Below are 17801 nucleotides of genomic sequence, written 5' to 3'. Positions count from 1 at the left end.
CCGCCCGGAGCCCGCCCGCGTCACATGTTATCAGTCCGGCGGCGGGGTTCTCTATGGTTTCAACGCGTCTGTCACGTCTTGAAGGTCACCGCCGCAAGTTCATGGCGGTGATCGACAACACCCCGGAATGCTCGCGTGCGGTCCATTATGCCGGCCGCCGCGCCAAGAATTCCAATGGCGGACTGGTGCTGATCTATGTGATCCCGGAAGGTGATTTCCAGCAATGGCTGGGTGTCGAGGAGATCATGCGGGCAGAAGCCCGGGAAGAGGCCGAAGCCATCATGGCCAAGGCTGCCCAGACCGTACGCGATACCATCGGCATCGAGCCTGAGCTGATCATCCGCGAGGGAAGCGCCTATCCCGAGATCAATAGTCTGATCGAAGAAGACCGCGACATCGCGATCCTCGTTCTGGCCGCAGGCTCGACCAAGGACGGTCCGGGCCCTCTGGTCTCGATGATCGCCGGTCGGGCTGCAGCTTTCCCTATCCCGGTCACGGTCCTGCCGGATACGCTGACCAATGAAGAAATCGACGCGCTTTGCTAATTTGAGCATCCTGCCGATCACGTCTTGAAGATGGAGCCTGCAGGGTCTATTTTTGAAGCATTCTAATCTTTAGCGGTGCACTCACCGCCCGGAGGCCAACATGTTCATCCAGACCGAAGCCACGCCGAACCCGGCGACCCTGAAATTCCTCCCCGGCAAGGTGGTCATGGAAACCGGCACCGCCGAATTCCGCGATGCCACCAGCGCGAGCGCTTCTCCGCTTGCGGCACGCATCTTCGCGATCCCGGGCGTTACCGGCGTCTTCTTTGGCTACGATTTCGTCACTGTCTCCAAGGACGGCCCCGAATGGCATCACCTGAAACCGGCGATCCTCGGCACGATCATGGAGCATTTCATGAGCGGTGCCCCGGTCATGGGCACGGCCTCGACCTCAGCACAGAACGACAGCGATGAGGAATTCTTCGATGCCGGCGACGAGACGATCGTCGCGACCATCAAGGAACTGCTCGAGACCCGCGTGCGCCCCGCCGTCGCCCAGGATGGCGGCGACATCACCTTCCGCGGTTTCAAGGACGGCAAGGTCTTCCTCAACATGAAGGGTTCCTGCGCTGGCTGCCCGTCCTCGACGGCAACCCTGAAGCATGGCGTGCAGAACCTGCTGCGCCACTTCGTTCCGGAAGTGCAGGAAGTCGAAGCGGTCTGATTTGACCGGACTGGAGACGACATGATCGTTCTTGCGATCGACACGGCGGGTGTGGACTGCGCAGCCGCCGTTTTTGATTCTGATGCCGGCACCATTCTCGGTCGCGTTAGCGAAACAATCGGCCGTGGCCATGCCGAACGGCTAATGGCGATGATCGACGAGGCGCTCGCCGAAGCCGGGCTGACGCTCGGCGATATCGAGCGCATTGGCGTGACCGTCGGACCCGGCTCTTTCACCGGCATCCGTGTCGGTGTTGCCGCGGCCCGTGGCCTGGCTCTCGCGCTCGGCGTGGAATGCGTCGGCGTCTCGACACTCGAAGTGCTGGCGCAGACCGCATCCGAACCGGAAAAGCCCGTGCTGGCCGCGATCAACGCCCATCGCGATCAGGTCTATGCCCAGAGCTTCGAACACGGTGCGCCTCAGGGCGAGCCACTGCTGCTGGAGCTCGACGACTATCTCGCCCGAGCTGCCATTCCGGGCACGGTGCTCGTCGGTTCGGCCTCGGCTCTCGCCGCCGACCACGAGGCTGAAACCGCCCCCGATCACTATCCGATCGAGATCGTCGCGCGCATTTCAGCAACGGCGAAAGCTCAGGGCAAGCCGAAGCCGCTTTATCTGCGCGGACCGGATGCGAAACCGCAGACGGGATTTGCAGTATCGAGAGCCTGACATGCGCGACAGCCTGTTCTACCGCCAGCCCGAATTCGAAATCGTGCCCATGACCTCCGAACACTGCCGTGCAGTGGCCGAGTTGCATGCCCAGCGCTTCCCCCGCGCCTGGGGCGATGGCGAGTTCCTCAGCCTGCTCCTCCAGCCCAACAGCTTCGGCTTTGCTGCCTGGCAGACCAATACGCTGGTCTTCAAGGCGCCGTTGGCCGGCTTTGTCCTCTCCCGCGAAGTGGCCGGCGAGGCGGAGATCCTGACGATTGCCGTCGGCGACAAGGTCGCCCGCTTCGGCCTGGGCTGGCGCCTCATGCAGGCGGCTCTGCGCGAGGCGAAGGCGAGGGGCGGTGAATCCATGTTCCTCGAGGTCGATGACGGCAACCACGCAGCCCTTGGCCTCTACCGCAAGCTCGGCTTCGAGAAGGCCGGTGAGCGTCCGGCCTATTACACCGACGAAAACGGCCGCCGGTCCTCTGCGCTTGTCATGCGCCGTGATCTTCGCTAACCGGTCGGTTGGACGAACCGACCTTCTGCGGATATGCTGACATCATGAATGACGCCCTGAAATCGTTGGAAGCGCTGTGTGCCGAGCGGGGCATGCGCATGACCGAGCAGCGCCGCGTCATCGCTCGCATCCTCGAAGAATCCGACGATCACCCGGATGTCGAGGAGCTCTATCGTCGCTCCTCCAAGATCGACGCCAAAATCTCGATCTCGACGGTCTACCGCACCGTCAAACTCTTCGAAGACGCCGGCATCATCGAGCGCCACGATTTCCGCGATGGACGCTCGCGCTACGAGACTGTGCCGGAAGAACACCACGATCACCTGATCGACCTGAAGACCGGCACCGTCGTCGAATTCCACTCTCCGGAAATCGAAGCGCTCCAGGAGCGCATTGCCCGCGAACACGGCTTCCGCCTCGTCGGTCACCGCCTTGAGCTCTATGGCATTCCGCTGTCGAAAGACGAGAAGTGAGCCAATGCCCGCCATGCCAGTGAGGCCCGCGTGATCAACTGGCTGAGGGTCGGGCTCTATCTGATCGTACTGCTCGTGGTCTCTGGCCTGCTGATCCCGGTCCAGCTTTTGGCACTGCGCTTCGACTGGCCGCTTCGCCGGCGTTTGCCGCACCACTGGCACCGTCTGGCCCTCTGGTTCCTCGGCATCCGCGTCCATGTCCACGGCGCGCTCGACACCCGCCGCCCGCTGATGATCGCCGCCAATCACGCCTCCTGGAAAGATATTCTCGTCCTCGGTTCCCTCGCCGACGTCACCTTCATCGCCAAGACCGAGGTCGCTTCCTGGCCCGTCTTCGGCTTCCTGGCAAGGTTGCAGAAAACAATCTTCGTCGTGCGGGAAGAAAAGCGCCGAACCGGTGACCAGGTCAACGAGATCGCGGCCCGCATGGCCGATGGCGAAATCGTCGTGCTCTTCCCGGAAGGTACGACCTCCGATGGCAATCGTATTCTAGGCATTAAGTCCTCGCTCTTTGGGGCGGCCGCAGCCGCCCTGCCACCCGAAGACGACGCGGTGGTACATGTCCAGCCGGTCGCGATCGCCTATACCCGCGTTCAGGGCATGCCCATGGGCCGCTATCACCGTCCGATCGCTGGCTGGCCAGGCGACATCGGCCTGGTGGAGCATCTGCTCGGCGTCCTGCGTGCAGGGGCCATCGATGTCGATGTCACCTTTGGCGAGACGGTGGAGTTCAAAAAGGGCGACAGCCGCAAGACACTTGCCACCCGAATTGAGGAGCAGCTGCGCTCGATGCTGCTCGCCCATCTGCGCGGCCGTCACGGTCGCTGAGCCCTACAGACAATTTTTCGGTTTAATCGCGGCCCGAAAACCACTAAATAGCGCGCCATGACCCAGGAAACCGCGACCCTCTCCGAAACCCCGGCGCCGGGCGCCAACACGCGCAAGGTCTTCATCAAGACCTATGGCTGCCAGATGAACGTCTATGACAGCGGCCGCATGGCCGATGCCCTGGCGGCGGATGGCTACGCCCCGACCGAGGTCATGGAAGAGGCCGATCTCGTCCTGCTCAACACCTGTCACATCCGCGAAAAGGCCGCCGAAAAGGTCTATTCGGCGCTCGGCCGCCTGCGAGAGCACAAGAAGGCCCGCGCCGCCGAAGGCAAGGAATTCATGATCGGCGTCGCCGGTTGCGTCGCCCAGGCCGAAGGCGAGGAGATTTCCCGTCGCGAGCCGGCCGTTGACGTCGTCATTGGTCCGCAGACCTATCATCGTCTGCCGCAGGCACTGCACAAGGCCCGCGCAGGCCAGCGCGTGGTTGACACCGAATATGCGCTGGAAGACAAGTTCGAGCATCTGCCCGATCCGACCAGGGTCATTGGCAAGCCGCGCTCGGTCACGGCATTCCTCACCGTTCAGGAAGGCTGCGACAAGTTCTGCACCTTCTGTGTGGTGCCCTATACCCGTGGCTCGGAAGTCTCCCGCCCGCTCTCCCAATTGCTGACCGAAGCCCGCCGCCTCGTCGATTCAGGTGTGCGCGAATTGACGCTGCTCGGCCAGAACGTCAATGCTTGGCATGGCGAGGATGGAGAGGGCAGGGCGATCGGCCTCGGTGACCTCCTCCACAAGCTTGCGGAGATCCCGGGGCTCGCCCGGTTGCGCTACACCACCAGCCACCCGCGCGACATGGATGACCGTCTGATCGAGGCGCACCGTGACCTGCGCATGCTGATGCCCTATCTGCATCTGCCGGTGCAGTCTGGCTCCGACCGGATCCTGAAGGCCATGAACCGGCGCCACAAGGCCTCCGAATACGTCGCCCTGATTGAGCGCATCCGCTCTGTCCGTCCAGACATCGCGCTTTCGGGCGATTTCATCGTCGGTTTCCCGGGCGAGACGGATCAGGACTTCGAGGACACAATGAATCTCGTTCGCGAAGTGAACTACGCGCAGGCTTATTCGTTCAAGTATTCGACACGTCCCGGCACACCCGGCGCCGACCTGCCCGATCACGTGGCCGAGGATGTGAAGACGGAACGCCTGGCACGGCTGCAGGCGTTGCTGCTCGACCAGCAGCAAGCCTTCATGCAGTCGATGATCGGCAAGACCATCGATCTGCTTCTGGAGAAGCCGGGCCGTATGCCGGGACAGCTCATCGGCCGTTCGCCCTGGCTGCAGTCTGTGAATGTTGATGCAAAGTCATCGCAAATCGGTGACATTATACAGGTACGAATCACCGCAGCCGGCCCAAACAGCTTGTTTGCCGAGGTGGCAGAGGGTTAGAGTGAGGGCCTGAACCTGATCGAACAGGAGCCTGATCGCTTGAACGCAACAGAAGTGGTTTCTTCACCCTCGCGCAATGTCCGCACAACTGCGACCGACGCCAATCACTTCATCTTGACGTTCGAGAACAACCGGCTTGCGAGCGAGCTCTTCGGTCAATTCGACCAACATCTGAAACTTCTCGAGCAGCGCCTTCAGATCGAAGCCCGCGCCCGTGGCAATTCTGTCGCCATCACGGGTGAGTTGCAGGCCACCAACCAGGCCCGACGCGCACTCGATTTCCTCTATGCCCGCCTGCAGAGCGGCGTCTCGGTCGACGCTTCGGATGTCGAAGGGGCAATCCGCATGGCGGTGGCCGCCGACGATCAGCTTTCTCTTCCGACGATGGAGCGCAAAGCCAAGCTCTCGATGGCGCAGATCTCCACGCGCAAGAAGACGATTGCCGCCCGCACCCCGACCCAGGACGCCTACATGCGCGCGCTCGAACGATCGGAAATGGTCTTCGGCGTTGGTCCTGCCGGCACCGGCAAGACCTATCTCGCCGTTGCCCATGCGGCCCAGTTGCTGGAGCGCGGCGTTGTCGATCGCATTGTCCTGACCCGTCCGGCCGTCGAAGCTGGCGAGCGTCTCGGCTTCCTGCCCGGCGACATGAAGGAAAAGGTCGATCCGTATCTTCGCCCGCTCTATGACGCGCTCTACGACATGATCCCCGGCGACAAGGTCGAGCGCGCCATCACCGCTGGCGTCATTGAAATTGCCCCGCTCGCCTTCATGCGCGGACGGACGCTGGCCAATGCCGCGATCATCCTCGACGAGGCGCAGAACACCACCTCGATGCAGATGAAGATGTTCCTCACCCGTCTCGGCGAGAACGGCCGCATGATCATCACCGGCGACCCGAGCCAGGTCGACCTTCCGCGCGGCGTGACGTCAGGTCTCGTCGAGGCCTTGCAGGTGCTCAAGGGCGTGGAGGGCGTATCGGTGGTCCGCTTCAAGGATACCGATGTCGTGCGCCACCCGCTTGTCGGACGGATCGTGCAGGCCTATGACGCCAAGTACAAGGTACAGGACGAGAGCGAGCAGAGCGAGCACTAAGCCCGCTCTGCGATTAAACGATGAGCCAGTTGGATATACAGATCGCTGTCGAGGCAGACGGTTGGGCAGACGAGACCGCGCTGGAGGCATTGGCCCTTCGTGTGCTCGGTACTGCTGAAAACCATCTCGCTGCAAAAGAACGTCAGCCCTTTCCGAAGCAGCCGACAGAGGTTTCGCTCGTTTTCGGCGACGACGAAATGATCCGCGAGATCAATGCGGAATGGCGCAACAAGGACAAGCCGACCAATGTCCTGTCCTTTCCCGCTTTCCCGGTGACCCCCGGCAAGATGCCGGGTCCGATGCTCGGCGATATCATCATCGCCCGGGAGACAGTCGAGCGTGAGGCAGTCGATCTCGAAAAGAGTTTCGAGGATCATTTGACCCACTTGATGGTTCACGGATTCCTGCATCTCTTCGGCTACGACCATATCGAGGCCGATGACGCCGAAAAAATGGAAGCGCTGGAGACTCGCATTCTGGCGGAACTTGGCCTATCTGACCCCTATGCGGGGCAGGACCCCATCTGATAGTTTGGAACAATGACCGATTTTGCGACGAAAACGGCCCCCGAGGCCAAAGAAAGCAACGAAGGATCGTCTTCGGACGAGGGCAGTAGTCCTACCCGAGCGGAAAGCTCGGCACGCCAACATCCTTCCTTCTGGGCCCGTCTGGGCCGTATACTGAAGCCGTCCTCCACCACAAGCCTGCGCGAAGATCTGACGGTCGCCCTGAGCGCCGATGCCAGCCTCGGAGAGGCTTTCACGCCCGAAGAGCGGGCGATGCTCAACAACATTCTCCGCTTCCGCGAAGTGCGCGTTGAAGACATCATGGTGCCGCGTGTCGATATCGAAGCGGTCGATCAGAGTGTGACCATTGGCGAGTTGATGACCATCTTCGACGTTTCCGGTCGCTCGCGCATGCCCGTCTATGCCGACACGCTGGACGATCCGCGCGGCATGGTCCACATCCGTGACCTGCTGTCCTACGTCACCAAGCAGGCCCGCAGTCGCCGGCGTGTGACGGCCAAGGCCACCACCGGAGCGAACGGTGGCGAGAAGGCTGAAAAGGCCGAAAAGGTCGAGAAGTCTGCCAAGCCGAAGATCGACTTTGATCTGGCCCGCATCGACCTCAGCAAGACGGTCGCCGAAGCCGGCATCATCCGCTCGATCCTTTTCGTGCCGCCATCGATGCTCGCCTCCGACCTGATGAGCCGCATGCAGGCAGCACGCACCCAGATGGCGCTCGTGATCGACGAATATGGTGGCACCGACGGTCTCGTCAGCCACGAGGACATCGTCGAAATGGTCATCGGCGACATCGATGACGAACATGACGACGAAGAAGTCATGTTCAGCCGCGTTTCCGACGACGTCATTATCGCCGACGCCCGCGTCGAACTCGAAGAGATCGCCGAAGCGATCGGCCCGGATTTCGACATTGCCGACCGGATCGAAGACGTCGACACGCTGGGTGGTCTGATCTTCTCGGCGCTTGGACGCATCCCTGCGCGTGGCGAAGTTGTCCAGGCTCTACCCGGCTTCGAATTCCACATTCTGGATGCAGATCCACGTCGCATCAAGCGCGTCCGGATCGGCCGCAAGCGGGCCGGCGCTCGCCGTCGCTCGACCGCCAAGGGTGATGTCGAGGCGCGTGCTGACGAGGCTGCCGAGACGAAGACCCCGAACGCCACAGCCGTCTCCGCGGGTGAGGCTGCAGCGAAGCCGCGTACACGGGCGGCTGCCAAGCCGCGCGCAACGAAGGTCGAAACACCACCCGTCGTCGAGTCTGCCCCGGAAGCCCCAGAAGCCCCCGTGGCCGAGATGGAAAACGCCGAGCGCACGTCAGTCTGACGGTCGACACACTCCGCAGCGAAAACCGCGACAGAGCCTCCGTTTTTTGGGAGACTGCCCGCGATTGATTCGGGGCAGAAGGGGTGGACATGCAGGCTTTGGCAGCGAGGATCCTGCTCATGTGGGGTCTCAGGCGGGCAGGGCTCGCGGTGCTCGCAGGCGCAATCGGGGCGCTCGCCCTGCCGCCCTTCGACATCTTCGCATCGATGTTCATCTCCTTCACGCTGCTGGTTTGGCTGCTGGACGGTGCGACCGGCAATGCCGATACGGGCAGGGCAGGGCTGTCGTCCTCCTTCTGGACGGGCTGGTTCTTTGGTCTAGGGTATTTTGTCTGTGGCCTCTGGTGGCTCGGAAACGCTCTGCTTCTGGAAGCGGACGAATTCGCCTGGGCAATCCCGCTTGCGGTTCTCGGCCTGCCCGCCGTGCTCGCCATCTTCTATGGACTGGCCACGTTGCTTGCACGTCTCGTCTGGTCGGATGGGATGGGCCGCATAGCAGCACTTGCTGCCGCCTTCGGCTTCGCCGAGTGGCTCCGCAGCTTCGTCGCGACAGGTTTCCCCTGGAATGCGATCGGTTATGCCGCCATGCCCGTCCCCCTGATGATGCAGTCGAGCCATGTGCTCGGCGTCCTCGCCATCACACCGCTGGCCGTCTTCGTCTTTGCAGCTCCGGCACTCCTCGGCACGCGTCGCGGGGCGTGGCCCGGCTTGCTGCTGTCCGCGAGCCTTCTCAGCGCTCATCTGGGCTATGGCGCCTACCGCCTGTATGTCGCGCCGGTGGTTCCGACTGACAAGACGCTCACTGTCCGCCTCGTGCAGCCATCGATCGATCAGTCGCAAAAGATGGAGAACACCGACCGCATCGGCATCTTCGAGAAGCACTTGGCGCTGACGGCAGCAGCACCGGAGGAAGGCAAGCCCCGGCCGGATGTGATCGTCTGGCCGGAAACCTCGGTCCCCTTCATCCTGACGGAAAACCCTGATGCTCTGGCGCGCATTGGCGATGTGCTCGAGGAAGGGCAGATCCTGCTGACTGGCGCCGTTCGGGCCGAGGAGCGCGGCGCGGGCCAGATGCCGCTCTACTACAATTCCGTCTACATGATCGACGACGAGGGCCAGATCCTCGCCGCGAGCGACAAGGTCCATCTCACGCCCTTCGGCGAATATGTGCCCTATGAGAGCCTGTTGCGGGAATTCGGGATCGAGGAGCTGATAAGCCTGCCCGGCGGCTTCACCGCAGCATCCAGCCGCACGCCACTGACGCTTCCCTCCGGCATCGGGCTCTATCCGTTGATCTGCTACGAGGCGATCTTTCCGGCGGAAATTGCCCCTGATCTCACCGGCGCTAGTGTCATCTTGAACGTCACCAATGACGCCTGGTTCGGCGCAACCCCGGGCCCATACCAGCACTTCCTTCAGGCCCGTTTGCGCGCCGTGGAGACTGGCGTGCCGCTGATCCGGGTAGCCAATAACGGCATTTCCGCTGTGATCGACCCCTATGGACGTGTCATTGAGGGACTTTCTCTTGATGCCGTCGGAGCTGCAGATTCAACCTTCGGTATAGAATCTGTTCCGGAAAAAAACATCCACAACCACAATTTAAACTTTTGGTTGGTGCTGGTGTTCATGAGCCTTCTGGCTGTAGTTTCTAGTCTGGGTTTTATTAGGCGGACGAATTGACCAAAAACCCCTAAAATTGCATAGTGGATCAGACCGATAATCTGCAAGTATGCTGAAAGATGATCGATGGCGAGCACAACGTCTCGTTATGGTTTGGCGGGCAAGGGGTTATGGTCGCAACGCCAACAATTTTGTCAGGACGACATTAATGATCGAGAACAAGAAGAAGCCGAACCCGATTGACATCCATGTCGGAAGCCGGATTCGCCTTCGTCGTACGATGCTGGGCATGAGCCAGGAGAAGCTTGGTGAAAGCCTCGGGATCACCTTTCAGCAGATCCAGAAGTATGAAAAGGGTACCAACCGCGTTGGTGCGAGCCGCCTTCAGAACATCTCCAACATTCTGACTGTGCCGGTTTCCTTCTTCTTCGAAGATGCGCCGGGCGAGCAGCCGTCGGGTGCGGGCATGGCAGAAGCCTCCAGCTCGAATTACGTTGTCGACTTCCTGTCGTCTTCCGAAGGCCTGCAGCTCAACCGCGCCTTTGTAAAGATTGGCGACGCCAAGGTCCGTCGCAAGATCGTTGACCTCGTCAAGGCGCTGGCGGCTGAAGCAGACAGCGAGTAAGCTGGATGCACTCCTGACAAAGAGAGCGGCCGCAGGGCCGCTTTTTTTGTGCCCGCGGAAGGAAAAATTTACTCACATAAAGATATATTTATGTGGTTGTGTCCTTGTCATCGGGTTTCGAACTGAGTAACGATGCCCGCCATCCATACTTTGAGGGGAATCCCGATGCGTGCGAATTATCTTTTCACCAGCGAATCCGTATCCGAAGGTCATCCGGACAAGGTTTGTGACCGAATCTCCGACGAAATCGTCGATCTCGTTTACCGCGAAGCCGCCAAGACTGGTGTCGATCCCTGGACCGTACGCATCGCCTGCGAAACGCTTGCCACCACCAACCGTGTCGTTATTGCCGGTGAAGTCCGCCTTCCGCCGAGCCTGATGAAGACCGACAAGAATGGCAACGAGGTCATCAACCCCGCGAAGTTCAAGTCCGCCGCACGCAAGGCGATCCGCGACATCGGCTATGAGCAGGACGGTTTCCACTGGAAGACGGCCAAGATCGATGTGCTCCTGCATTCGCAGTCGGCTCACATCGCCCAGGGCGTCGACAAGGCGGCCGACAGTTCCAACAGCGAAGGCGCTGGCGACCAGGGCATCATGTTCGGTTACGCCTGCAAGGAAACGCCGGACCTGATGCCGGCCCCGATCTATTATTCGCACAAGATCCTGCAGACCCTCTCTGCCGCCCGCAAGAAGGGCGAGGGCGATGTCGGCAAGCTCGGCCCCGATGCCAAGAGCCAGGTCACCGTTCGTTACGTCGACGGCAAGCCGGCCGAAGCCACCTCGATCGTTCTCTCCACCCAGCACCTCGACGAGAGCTGGGACTCCAAGAAGGTTCGCGAGGTCGTCGAGCCCTATATCCAGGAAGCACTGGGCGACCTGAAAATTGCCGACGATTGCGCCTGGTATATCAATCCGACCGGCAAGTTCGTCATCGGCGGCCCGGATGGTGACGCCGGCCTCACCGGCCGCAAGATCATCGTCGACACCTATGGCGGTGCAGCCCCCCATGGCGGTGGCGCATTCTCCGGCAAGGACACGACCAAGGTCGACCGCTCGGCCGCTTACGCTGCCCGCTACCTCGCAAAGAACGTCGTCGCTGCCGGTCTGGCTGACCGCTGCACGATCCAGATCTCCTATGCCATCGGCATTGCCCAGCCGCTGTCGATCTATGTCGACCTGCATGGCACCGGCAAGGTGACCGAGGACGAGGTCGAAGCCGGCATCCGCAAGGTCATGGACTTGTCCCCATCGGGCATCCGCCGCCATCTTGACCTGAACAAGCCGATCTATGCTAAGACGTCGGCCTACGGCCATTTCGGCCGCAAGGCTGGCCGTGATGGTTCCTTCTCCTGGGAGAAGCTGGACCTGGTCAAGCCGCTCAAGGATGCGATCAAGGCTTGATCTGAATGACGGAACAGGAACGCAGGACGAGGTCGACCGAAGCTTTCTTCGGTCGACGCAAGGGCAAGCCGTTGCGCGAGCAACAGGTCGAGCGCATGGAAACCGTCCTGCCGGAGCTGAAGGTCGACCTGGCGTCGCCGGTGCCGGGTGATCTCAAGTCGCTTTTCCCTATTCCCGTCGACAAGATCCGTCTCGAAATCGGCTTCGGGGGCGGTGAGCATCTGGTTCACCGGGCCCGGAACAATCCGACGACCGGCTTTATCGGTGTCGAACCCTTCGTCAATTCCATGGCAAAACTACTCGCGGTCGTCGAGGCCGAGGGTCTGAAGAACATTCGCGTCTATGATGATGACGCGACCCAATTGCTGGACTGGTTGCCGGAAGGCCAGATCGACCAGATCGATCTTCTCTACGCTGATCCCTGGCCCAAGAAAAAGCACTGGAAGCGACGTTTCGTCTCGCAAGTGAATCTGCAGCGCTTCCACAAGGTCCTGAAGCCGGAAGGCACCTTCTGCTTTGCCTCTGACATCGACACCTACGTCAACTGGACGCTGCAACACTGCCGCGATCATGGTGGTTTTGAGTGGCTGGCCCGCAATGCGAGCGATTGGCTCACGCCCTATGAGGGCTGGCCGGGGACACGCTATGAAGCCAAGGCTCGGCGTGAAGGCCGGTCATCGGCCTATCTCACATTTCAAAAGCGCTGATTCGCATCTCTGTGAGATGGCGGCTCGCTGCACTTGTTAGTGCAGCGAAACGGTCTTGAGGTCGTCTTCTGCTGCCTTGAAGAAGGTGCTGGACCTGTTGTCGGTGAGCAGGATCGGCGTACCGTCCGCGGCAAACAGCGCCCAGAGATCCAGCGTTGGATCGATTTCCGGGGCCTCCGGAAAGCAGCGGGACACGTCGTCCGATTTCATCTTCCTGATATAGCCCACTTCGCCGGCGCCGAGATGCGCCAGTTCGGATTTCGTCAGGCGGGATGAGGCTTCTTTGAGTAACATTCCGATCCTCCGCGAATGAGGGAGAGGCGGCAGAACATTGCCGCGAACTTCATTCTGCGGTGGAGATGTTAATTTTCCTTACCAGATGCACGGGATCATGGCGGATGATCTCGATTGCCAGAAGACCGTTTCTCAGCGAAGCCCCGGTCACCTCCATGCCGTCTTCGATGGCAAAGACCCGCTGGAACTGACGTGAGGCAATGCCGCGGAAGAGATAGTCTGCCTCCTCGCGTTCGGCCTGTTTGCCACGAATCACGAGCTGACTGGCCTCCACGCTGACATCGAGTTCGTCCTCTGCGAAGCCTGCCACGGCGAGCGTCACGCGCAGCCGTTCGCTGCCTTTCTGCGGCGGCAGTCGCTCGATGTCATAGGGCGGGTAGCCATCGCTACCCCGTGGGCGCCGAAAGGCGCTACCGTCGCCGGTGTCGAAGGTGATGATGAAGGCTTCGGATGGCAGTCTGTTGCGCGTCATTTCATTCCCTTGTGCAGCCCTCAAGGACTGTCGTCGTCTGCTAAATATGGGAAATCGTACGGCCCCCGACAAGCACTGTCTTGCTTGACAAAAGCGAACCCGCGTTCCAAGCCTCGGCCTTTCGACTTTAGGATTGCTCCATGACAGAACCCCGCAAGATCATCATCGATACCGACCCCGGTCAGGACGATGCCGCCGCCCTCATGCTCGCCTTTGCCAGCCCGGATGAACTCGACCTGCTTGGCATCACCACGGTCGCCGGCAACGTGCCCCTCACGATGACGAGCCGCAATGCCCGCATCGTCTGCGAGCTCTGCGGCGAGACCGACCGGCGCGTCTTCGAAGGGGCTGATCGGCCCATGGTACGCCCGCTCGTCACAGCCGAACACGTCCATGGCAAGACCGGACTTGATGGTGCGGTTCTCCCCGAACCGACAATGGCCGTCCAGAGCCAGCACGCCGTGGACTTCATCATCGAGACGGTCCGCAACGAGCCGGCAGGCACCGTCACGCTCTGCACGCTCGGCCCGCTGACGAACATCGGCCTTGCGCTTCAGAAGGCGCCGGACATCGCCCCGCGTGTCAAAGAACTGGTGATGATGGGTGGTGGCTTCTCCGAGGGGGGCAACATCACGCCGGCCGCCGAGTTCAACATCTATGTCGATCCGCATGCCGCCGCTGCCGTCCTCGGCTCGAGCATCCCGGTCACCATCATGCCGCTCGATGTCACCCACCAGCTGATGACCACCAAGGCCCGCGTTGCGCGCATGGCGGCGCTCGGCACAAAGCCGGCCAAGGTCATGGTCGAGTGGCTGGAATTCTTCGAGCGCTTCGACGAGGAGAAATACGGCTCGGATGGCGGCCCGCTACATGATCCGACGGTGGTTGCCTACCTTCTGAAGCCGGAGCTCTTCAGCGGACGCCACTGCAATGTCGAGATCGAGCTAGAGTCCGAGCTGACGGTCGGCATGACCGTTGTCGACTGGTGGCGCGTCTCCGGCCGCACGCCGAATGCGACCTTCATGCGCAGCGTCGATGCCGACGGCTTCTTCGATCTGTTGATCGAGCGCTTTGCCCGCCTTTGATCAAACGAATAAGGGCGCTGCCTCGGCAGCGCCCTTTGATTTGGATTTGGACTTGGGCTCTGAACCTCAGAACTCTTCCCAATTGTCCGCACTTGCCGCAGCGCCGCCTGCCGCCGCCATCTTGCGAGGGGCCGGCGTATAGACCGGTGCTCTGGGGCTTGCAGCCGTTGAGGTTGCGGGGCTTCGCATCGTTTCCGCCGCAGCGCGCAGGGCCGCAACTGGCGCAGCAGCGCCGGTTACCTGGAACTTCGCCACCAGGCCGCGCAGGGTATCGGACTCGTTGCGCAGCGCCATGCTGGCCGCCGTCGTCTCTTCCACCATCGCAGCGTTCTGCTGGGTCACCTGGTCCATCTGGTTGACGGCGGCATTGACCTCCTTGAGGCCGGATGCCTGTTCGCTTGCCGAAGCGGAGATCTGGCGGATGAGGCCGTTGATCTGCATGACCTGCTGGGCGATCTTTTCGAGCGTCTGACCGGCTTCGCCGACAAGCTCGACGCCGTCCTTGACCTGGGCGGCCGAGGCATTGATCAGCGCCTTGATCTCCTTGGCGGCCGTTGCAGAACGCTGGGCGAGCTCACGGACTTCCTGTGCGACGACGGCAAAGCCCTTTCCGGCTTCCCCGGCACGCGCCGCTTCCACGCCCGCATTGAGCGCGAGCAGGTTGGTCTGGAAGGCGATCTCGTCGATGACCCCGATGATGCGGGAGATTTCCTGCGACGACTGCTCGATGCCATGCATCGAGGCAACTGCCTTCTGTACTACCTCGCCAGACTTTTCGGCATCCTTCACGGCAACCGAAACGGTGTTTGCCGCTGTCCCTGCATTGTCGGCGCTCGAATTGACCTGTTCGGTCAGCTCGTTGAGAGCCGCCGCCGTCTCCTCAAGGCTCGCCGCCTGCTGCTCGGTTCGCTTGGAAAGGTCTGCAGCGCTTTCGGAGATCTCGCTGGTGCCGGCGGCGATGTTGACCACGCTGCCGTTCACAGAGGCGAGCGCCTGTTCGAGGCTTGTCACGGCATCGTTGAAGTCGCGCTTCAGGGCGGCATACTCGCCCGGGAATTCGTCGGCGATCCGATAGGTGAGATTGCCCTGAGAGAGCTGCGCGAGACCGCTTCCGAGCGCGGTCACGACATGCTGTTGCACCGAAGCGGATTGAGTGCGTTCGTCTTCGTTGCGACGGCGCTCGCCTTCGGCGGCCTTGCGCTGTGCATCGGCTTCGGCGGCAAGCATGTTGCTTTCGGCGAGCTTGTGGCGGAAGCCATCGAGCGCCTTGGCGACAAGACCGATCTCATCCTGGCGATCCTGGTTTGAGACGTCACTGGCGTAGTCGCCCTTGGTCATGCGTTCGACGTCGCCGACGAGACCATGCAGCGGGCGCTGGGCGATCGAACGCACTGCAAGGAACAGCGCCAGCATCACGGCTGCAAGTACGATCAGGCCGCCAATGATCATCATCATGGTCTGTGCCTCGATCGGTGCGTTGATCGCAGCATGCGGAATGTCGATGATCACCGCCCAGGTGGCGTTCACGCCGGGAACGGCAAAGGGGTAGAGCAGGCGGTCGTAGCCTTCGCCGCTTGCGTCGGAAAGATTAGGTACGAGGCTGCCGGTTCCGTTCGACAGCGAAGTCTTGAGGGCGTCGGCCCCTTCGGCTTCGTATGACTTCATCAGAAGCTCGTCAGTCGGGGCCACGAGCCACTGCGCGCCTTGCGCCACGAGCAGCACACGCCCGGTTTCAAATGGCTTCAACGCCTTGAGCTTCTCGGAGAGCGAAAGCAGGGACATGTCGACGCCCGTCACGCCGAGCAGCTTGCCGCCGGAATAGACCGGATAGGCAATAGAGCTCATCGTCGTCGGAACGTCGGTGCCTTCGGCGAGATAGGGTGCGGTGATCGCGCCTTTGCCGCTCTTGGCAGCGAGTGCGTACCATTCTGCCGGATAGTCCGCGCGGAAGGTGGAGAACTGAATGTCGCCATTACGATCTTTCGACCAATAGGGCGTAAAGTCACCGTCGTCATTGGCGGAGAGCTCAAGCTTGCCCTTGATTTCATCCTTCTGACCGTCGATGGCGCGGGGTTCCTCCGCCATCCAGCTTCCGAAGGCGAATGGGTTCTGCTCAAGGTTGGCCTTGAGGATGTTCGTGATCCCCTGGCGGTCGAGCGATTTTCCTTCGTGGCCGCGACCGATGACGCCGGACATGGTGCGCGCCGCACTTGCCAGTTCGCCGATGTCCCCGGCGATCTCGCGGGCGATGGATTTGGCCTCGGCATTGGCCTGTTCCATTGTCAGGGAATGAACCCGATCACGGGTCTGAGAAATCAGAACGAGATTGGAAAGGAAAAGCACAAGTCCGATGGCAACGCCGGTGACGACCAGAAGTTTGGCGGCGATCGAACGGGTAAAGAAGGCGAACATGGGAGCCTCGAAAACTGAGGATCAGGACGCAGGGACATTCGTTCCGCGCTGTCATGGCGCGGCCGGGCACGCTTTCGCATACCCCGATCGCGACCGATGCTATGTTCCATTGCTTAACGGGCAATAAATCAGACTTAAGCGGCCTGATTAAGTATCAAAGCGAGGCCGTCACATCGGCGGCCACGGGGATCGACGGCTGGGCGCCGGCCTTGAGGCAGGCAAGCGATCCGGCGACGGCGGCGCGGCGCAGTGCATCGCCGAAAGCAAGACCAGCATCCAGGCTCGCGGCAAGATAGCCGCAGAAGGTATCTCCTGCGCCGACGGTATCGACCGGCACGATCTTCAGGCCCTTGGTCCGGTGCAGAGTACCACCTTCGGCAGCAATCACGCCATCGGCGCCGAGGGTGACGATCAGGATCTGACCGGTCTTGCCATGCATGTCGAGGAGGATCTGCTCCCGCTCTTCGCCTGTCAGGTTGTCACGGCCGACCAGCCGTTCGAATTCGGTCTCGTTGGCGATGACGATATCCGCAAGCGCCGCCAGGTCTTCTGTCTCCGGGATGAGGGGTGCGATGTTCAGCACCGTCCGGACGCCCCGTGCTTTCGCGCTCTTCAGCGCAGCCTCGACGGAGCCTGCCGGCACCTCCTGCTGCACCATCAGGATATCGCCGTCCTGCATGCCCTCTATAGCGCTCTCGGCCTGCGCAGCGCTGACGGTGCCATTGGCGGCGGGCACGACGGCGATCATGTTCTCGCCGTCGCCCCCCACCAGGATGAGCGCGGTACCGGTCGGGCCATCGACGCGGGCAACGGCCGAAAGGATTGCGCCTGCCTTGTCGAGAAGATCAAGCGCCGGGCCTGCGAACTCGTCGCGACCGACAGCGCCGACCATGCGCACCTCGGCCCCGGCGCGCCGGGCTGCCAGCGCCTGATTTGCACCCTTGCCGCCCGCTGCCGTTGCAAATCCCGTCCCGGCGACCGTTTCACCCGGCTTTGGCAGCCTGGGCGTGGTGGCAACGAGGTCCATGTTGATGGAGCCGAAGACGGTGATCATGAGCGCGGTGCCTCCCTGAATGCTCTAGGCTGTCGCGCTCTTTTGGACCGGGTC

The 17801-nt window shown here is 61.6% G+C and carries 19 protein-coding genes; 15 read left to right on the top strand and 4 right to left on the bottom strand.

Translation table 11 applies throughout. The features are described from left to right. The first annotated feature begins 53 nt into the window (after nt 1-53). The 14 genes from SJY08_RS16495 (at nt 54) to trmB (ending at nt 12430) form a co-directional block, all read left to right on the top strand. Entirely contained in the window at nt 54-545 is a 492-nt protein-coding gene (locus SJY08_RS16495) for a universal stress protein (protein ID WP_054149143.1), read from the top strand. A gap of 100 nt (nt 546-645) precedes the next feature. After that, nucleotides 646-1209: a NifU family protein gene (locus SJY08_RS16490; RefSeq protein WP_054149142.1), complete on the top strand. Its 564-nt coding sequence runs from the start codon at nt 646-648 to the stop codon at nt 1207-1209. Nucleotides 1210-1230: 21 nt separating this feature from the next. Next, a complete protein-coding gene (gene tsaB, locus SJY08_RS16485) occupies nt 1231-1878 on the top strand; it encodes a tRNA (adenosine(37)-N6)-threonylcarbamoyltransferase complex dimerization subunit type 1 TsaB (RefSeq protein ID WP_054149141.1) in 648 nt (215 codons plus the stop codon). Between the two features lies 1 nt (nt 1879). After that, nucleotides 1880-2377, top strand: coding sequence for a GNAT family N-acetyltransferase (locus SJY08_RS16480; protein ID WP_054149140.1), 498 nt, complete (start codon nt 1880-1882; stop codon nt 2375-2377). 44 nt (nt 2378-2421) lie between these two features. Beyond that, the gene (locus tag SJY08_RS16475; protein ID WP_006728031.1) at nt 2422-2850 is read left to right on the top strand and encodes a Fur family transcriptional regulator; all 429 of its coding nucleotides are present in this window, start codon (nt 2422-2424) and stop codon (nt 2848-2850) included. A gap of 33 nt (nt 2851-2883) precedes the next feature. Beyond that, a complete protein-coding gene (locus SJY08_RS16470; RefSeq protein ID WP_069043953.1) occupies nt 2884-3678 on the top strand; it encodes a lysophospholipid acyltransferase family protein in 795 nt (264 codons plus the stop codon). Nucleotides 3679-3735: 57 nt separating this feature from the next. Beyond that, nucleotides 3736-5130, top strand: coding sequence for a tRNA (N6-isopentenyl adenosine(37)-C2)-methylthiotransferase MiaB (miaB, locus tag SJY08_RS16465; protein WP_377276953.1), 1395 nt, complete (start codon nt 3736-3738; stop codon nt 5128-5130). Between the two features lie 39 nt (nt 5131-5169). After that, a complete protein-coding gene (locus SJY08_RS16460; RefSeq protein ID WP_054149138.1) occupies nt 5170-6225 on the top strand; it encodes a PhoH family protein in 1056 nt (351 codons plus the stop codon). Nucleotides 6226-6245: 20 nt separating this feature from the next. Next, a complete protein-coding gene (gene ybeY, locus SJY08_RS16455) occupies nt 6246-6752 on the top strand; it encodes an rRNA maturation RNase YbeY (RefSeq protein WP_377276951.1) in 507 nt (168 codons plus the stop codon). 12 nt (nt 6753-6764) lie between these two features. Next, nucleotides 6765-8075 (top strand): hemolysin family protein, encoded by a 1311-nt coding sequence (locus tag SJY08_RS16450; RefSeq protein ID WP_377276949.1) that lies wholly within the window; start codon nt 6765-6767, stop codon nt 8073-8075. An 89-nt stretch (nt 8076-8164) separates the two neighbouring features. Continuing rightward, the gene (gene lnt / locus SJY08_RS16445; protein ID WP_377276947.1) at nt 8165-9754 is read left to right on the top strand and encodes an apolipoprotein N-acyltransferase; all 1590 of its coding nucleotides are present in this window, start codon (nt 8165-8167) and stop codon (nt 9752-9754) included. Nucleotides 9755-9902: 148 nt separating this feature from the next. Next, nucleotides 9903-10319, top strand: a complete 417-nt coding sequence (locus SJY08_RS16440) for a helix-turn-helix domain-containing protein (RefSeq protein ID WP_054149135.1) — start codon at nt 9903-9905, stop codon at nt 10317-10319. 165 nt (nt 10320-10484) lie between these two features. After that, entirely contained in the window at nt 10485-11723 is a 1239-nt protein-coding gene (metK, locus tag SJY08_RS16435) for a methionine adenosyltransferase (protein WP_054149134.1), read from the top strand. Between the two features lie 5 nt (nt 11724-11728). Beyond that, entirely contained in the window at nt 11729-12430 is a 702-nt protein-coding gene (gene trmB / locus SJY08_RS16430; protein WP_377276944.1) for a tRNA (guanosine(46)-N7)-methyltransferase TrmB, read from the top strand. A gap of 36 nt (nt 12431-12466) precedes the next feature. Here the strand turns inward: trmB and SJY08_RS16425 are convergent, their stop codons facing one another. Both SJY08_RS16425 and SJY08_RS16420 read right to left on the bottom strand, forming a co-directional pair. Further along, nucleotides 12467-12724 (bottom strand): DUF1150 family protein, encoded by a 258-nt coding sequence (locus SJY08_RS16425; RefSeq protein ID WP_054149132.1) that lies wholly within the window; start codon nt 12722-12724, stop codon nt 12467-12469. Nucleotides 12725-12773: 49 nt separating this feature from the next. Next, nucleotides 12774-13196 carry an Hsp20 family protein gene (locus tag SJY08_RS16420; RefSeq protein ID WP_054149131.1) on the bottom strand — a complete coding sequence of 141 codons (423 nt, stop codon included), beginning with the start codon at nt 13194-13196 and terminating at the stop codon, nt 12774-12776. Between the two features lie 140 nt (nt 13197-13336). Between SJY08_RS16420 and SJY08_RS16415 the strand changes: the two genes are divergently transcribed. Further along, entirely contained in the window at nt 13337-14281 is a 945-nt protein-coding gene (locus SJY08_RS16415) for a nucleoside hydrolase (protein ID WP_377276941.1), read from the top strand. Nucleotides 14282-14347: 66 nt separating this feature from the next. Here SJY08_RS16415 and SJY08_RS16410 read toward each other — a convergent pair whose 3' ends face one another. Both SJY08_RS16410 and SJY08_RS16405 read right to left on the bottom strand, forming a co-directional pair. Beyond that, nucleotides 14348-16693, bottom strand: a complete 2346-nt coding sequence (locus SJY08_RS16410) for a methyl-accepting chemotaxis protein (RefSeq protein ID WP_069042443.1) — start codon at nt 16691-16693, stop codon at nt 14348-14350. Nucleotides 16694-16847: 154 nt separating this feature from the next. Then, on the bottom strand, nt 16848-17747 hold the full coding sequence (locus tag SJY08_RS16405) for a ribokinase (protein ID WP_377276938.1): 900 nt from the start codon (nt 17745-17747) through the stop codon (nt 16848-16850). Nucleotides 17748-17801: the final 54 nt, after the last annotated feature.

The organism is Rhizobium sp. R86522 (assembly GCF_042466255.1).
In the GTDB taxonomy this organism is placed as follows: Bacteria; Pseudomonadota; Alphaproteobacteria; order Rhizobiales; family Rhizobiaceae; genus Allorhizobium.
This window is presented reverse-complemented; position numbering and strand designations above follow the sequence as displayed.

What these genes read in the sequence shown, in the direction of transcription:
- SJY08_RS16495 (WP_054149143.1), top strand. Translation starts at nt 54, where the DNA reads ATGGTTTCAACGCGTCTGTCACGTCTTGAAGGTCACCGCCGCAAGTTC.
- SJY08_RS16440 (WP_054149135.1), top strand. Translation starts at nt 9,903, where the DNA reads ATGATCGAGAACAAGAAGAAGCCGAACCCGATTGACATCCATGTCGGA.
- SJY08_RS16450 (WP_377276949.1), top strand. Translation starts at nt 6,765, where the DNA reads ATGACCGATTTTGCGACGAAAACGGCCCCCGAGGCCAAAGAAAGCAAC.
- miaB (WP_377276953.1), top strand. Translation starts at nt 3,736, where the DNA reads ATGACCCAGGAAACCGCGACCCTCTCCGAAACCCCGGCGCCGGGCGCC.
- tsaB (WP_054149141.1), top strand. Translation starts at nt 1,231, where the DNA reads ATGATCGTTCTTGCGATCGACACGGCGGGTGTGGACTGCGCAGCCGCC.
- SJY08_RS16405 (WP_377276938.1), bottom strand. Translation starts at nt 17,747, where the DNA reads ATGATCACCGTCTTCGGCTCCATCAACATGGACCTCGTTGCCACCACG.
- trmB (WP_377276944.1), top strand. Translation starts at nt 11,729, where the DNA reads ATGACGGAACAGGAACGCAGGACGAGGTCGACCGAAGCTTTCTTCGGT.
- lnt (WP_377276947.1), top strand. Translation starts at nt 8,165, where the DNA reads ATGCAGGCTTTGGCAGCGAGGATCCTGCTCATGTGGGGTCTCAGGCGG.
- metK (WP_054149134.1), top strand. Translation starts at nt 10,485, where the DNA reads ATGCGTGCGAATTATCTTTTCACCAGCGAATCCGTATCCGAAGGTCAT.
- SJY08_RS16475 (WP_006728031.1), top strand. Translation starts at nt 2,422, where the DNA reads ATGAATGACGCCCTGAAATCGTTGGAAGCGCTGTGTGCCGAGCGGGGC.
- SJY08_RS16490 (WP_054149142.1), top strand. Translation starts at nt 646, where the DNA reads ATGTTCATCCAGACCGAAGCCACGCCGAACCCGGCGACCCTGAAATTC.
- SJY08_RS16425 (WP_054149132.1), bottom strand. Translation starts at nt 12,724, where the DNA reads ATGTTACTCAAAGAAGCCTCATCCCGCCTGACGAAATCCGAACTGGCG.
- SJY08_RS16410 (WP_069042443.1), bottom strand. Translation starts at nt 16,693, where the DNA reads ATGTTCGCCTTCTTTACCCGTTCGATCGCCGCCAAACTTCTGGTCGTC.
- SJY08_RS16415 (WP_377276941.1), top strand. Translation starts at nt 13,337, where the DNA reads ATGACAGAACCCCGCAAGATCATCATCGATACCGACCCCGGTCAGGAC.
- SJY08_RS16480 (WP_054149140.1), top strand. Translation starts at nt 1,880, where the DNA reads ATGCGCGACAGCCTGTTCTACCGCCAGCCCGAATTCGAAATCGTGCCC.
- SJY08_RS16420 (WP_054149131.1), bottom strand. Translation starts at nt 13,196, where the DNA reads ATGACGCGCAACAGACTGCCATCCGAAGCCTTCATCATCACCTTCGAC.
- ybeY (WP_377276951.1), top strand. Translation starts at nt 6,246, where the DNA reads ATGAGCCAGTTGGATATACAGATCGCTGTCGAGGCAGACGGTTGGGCA.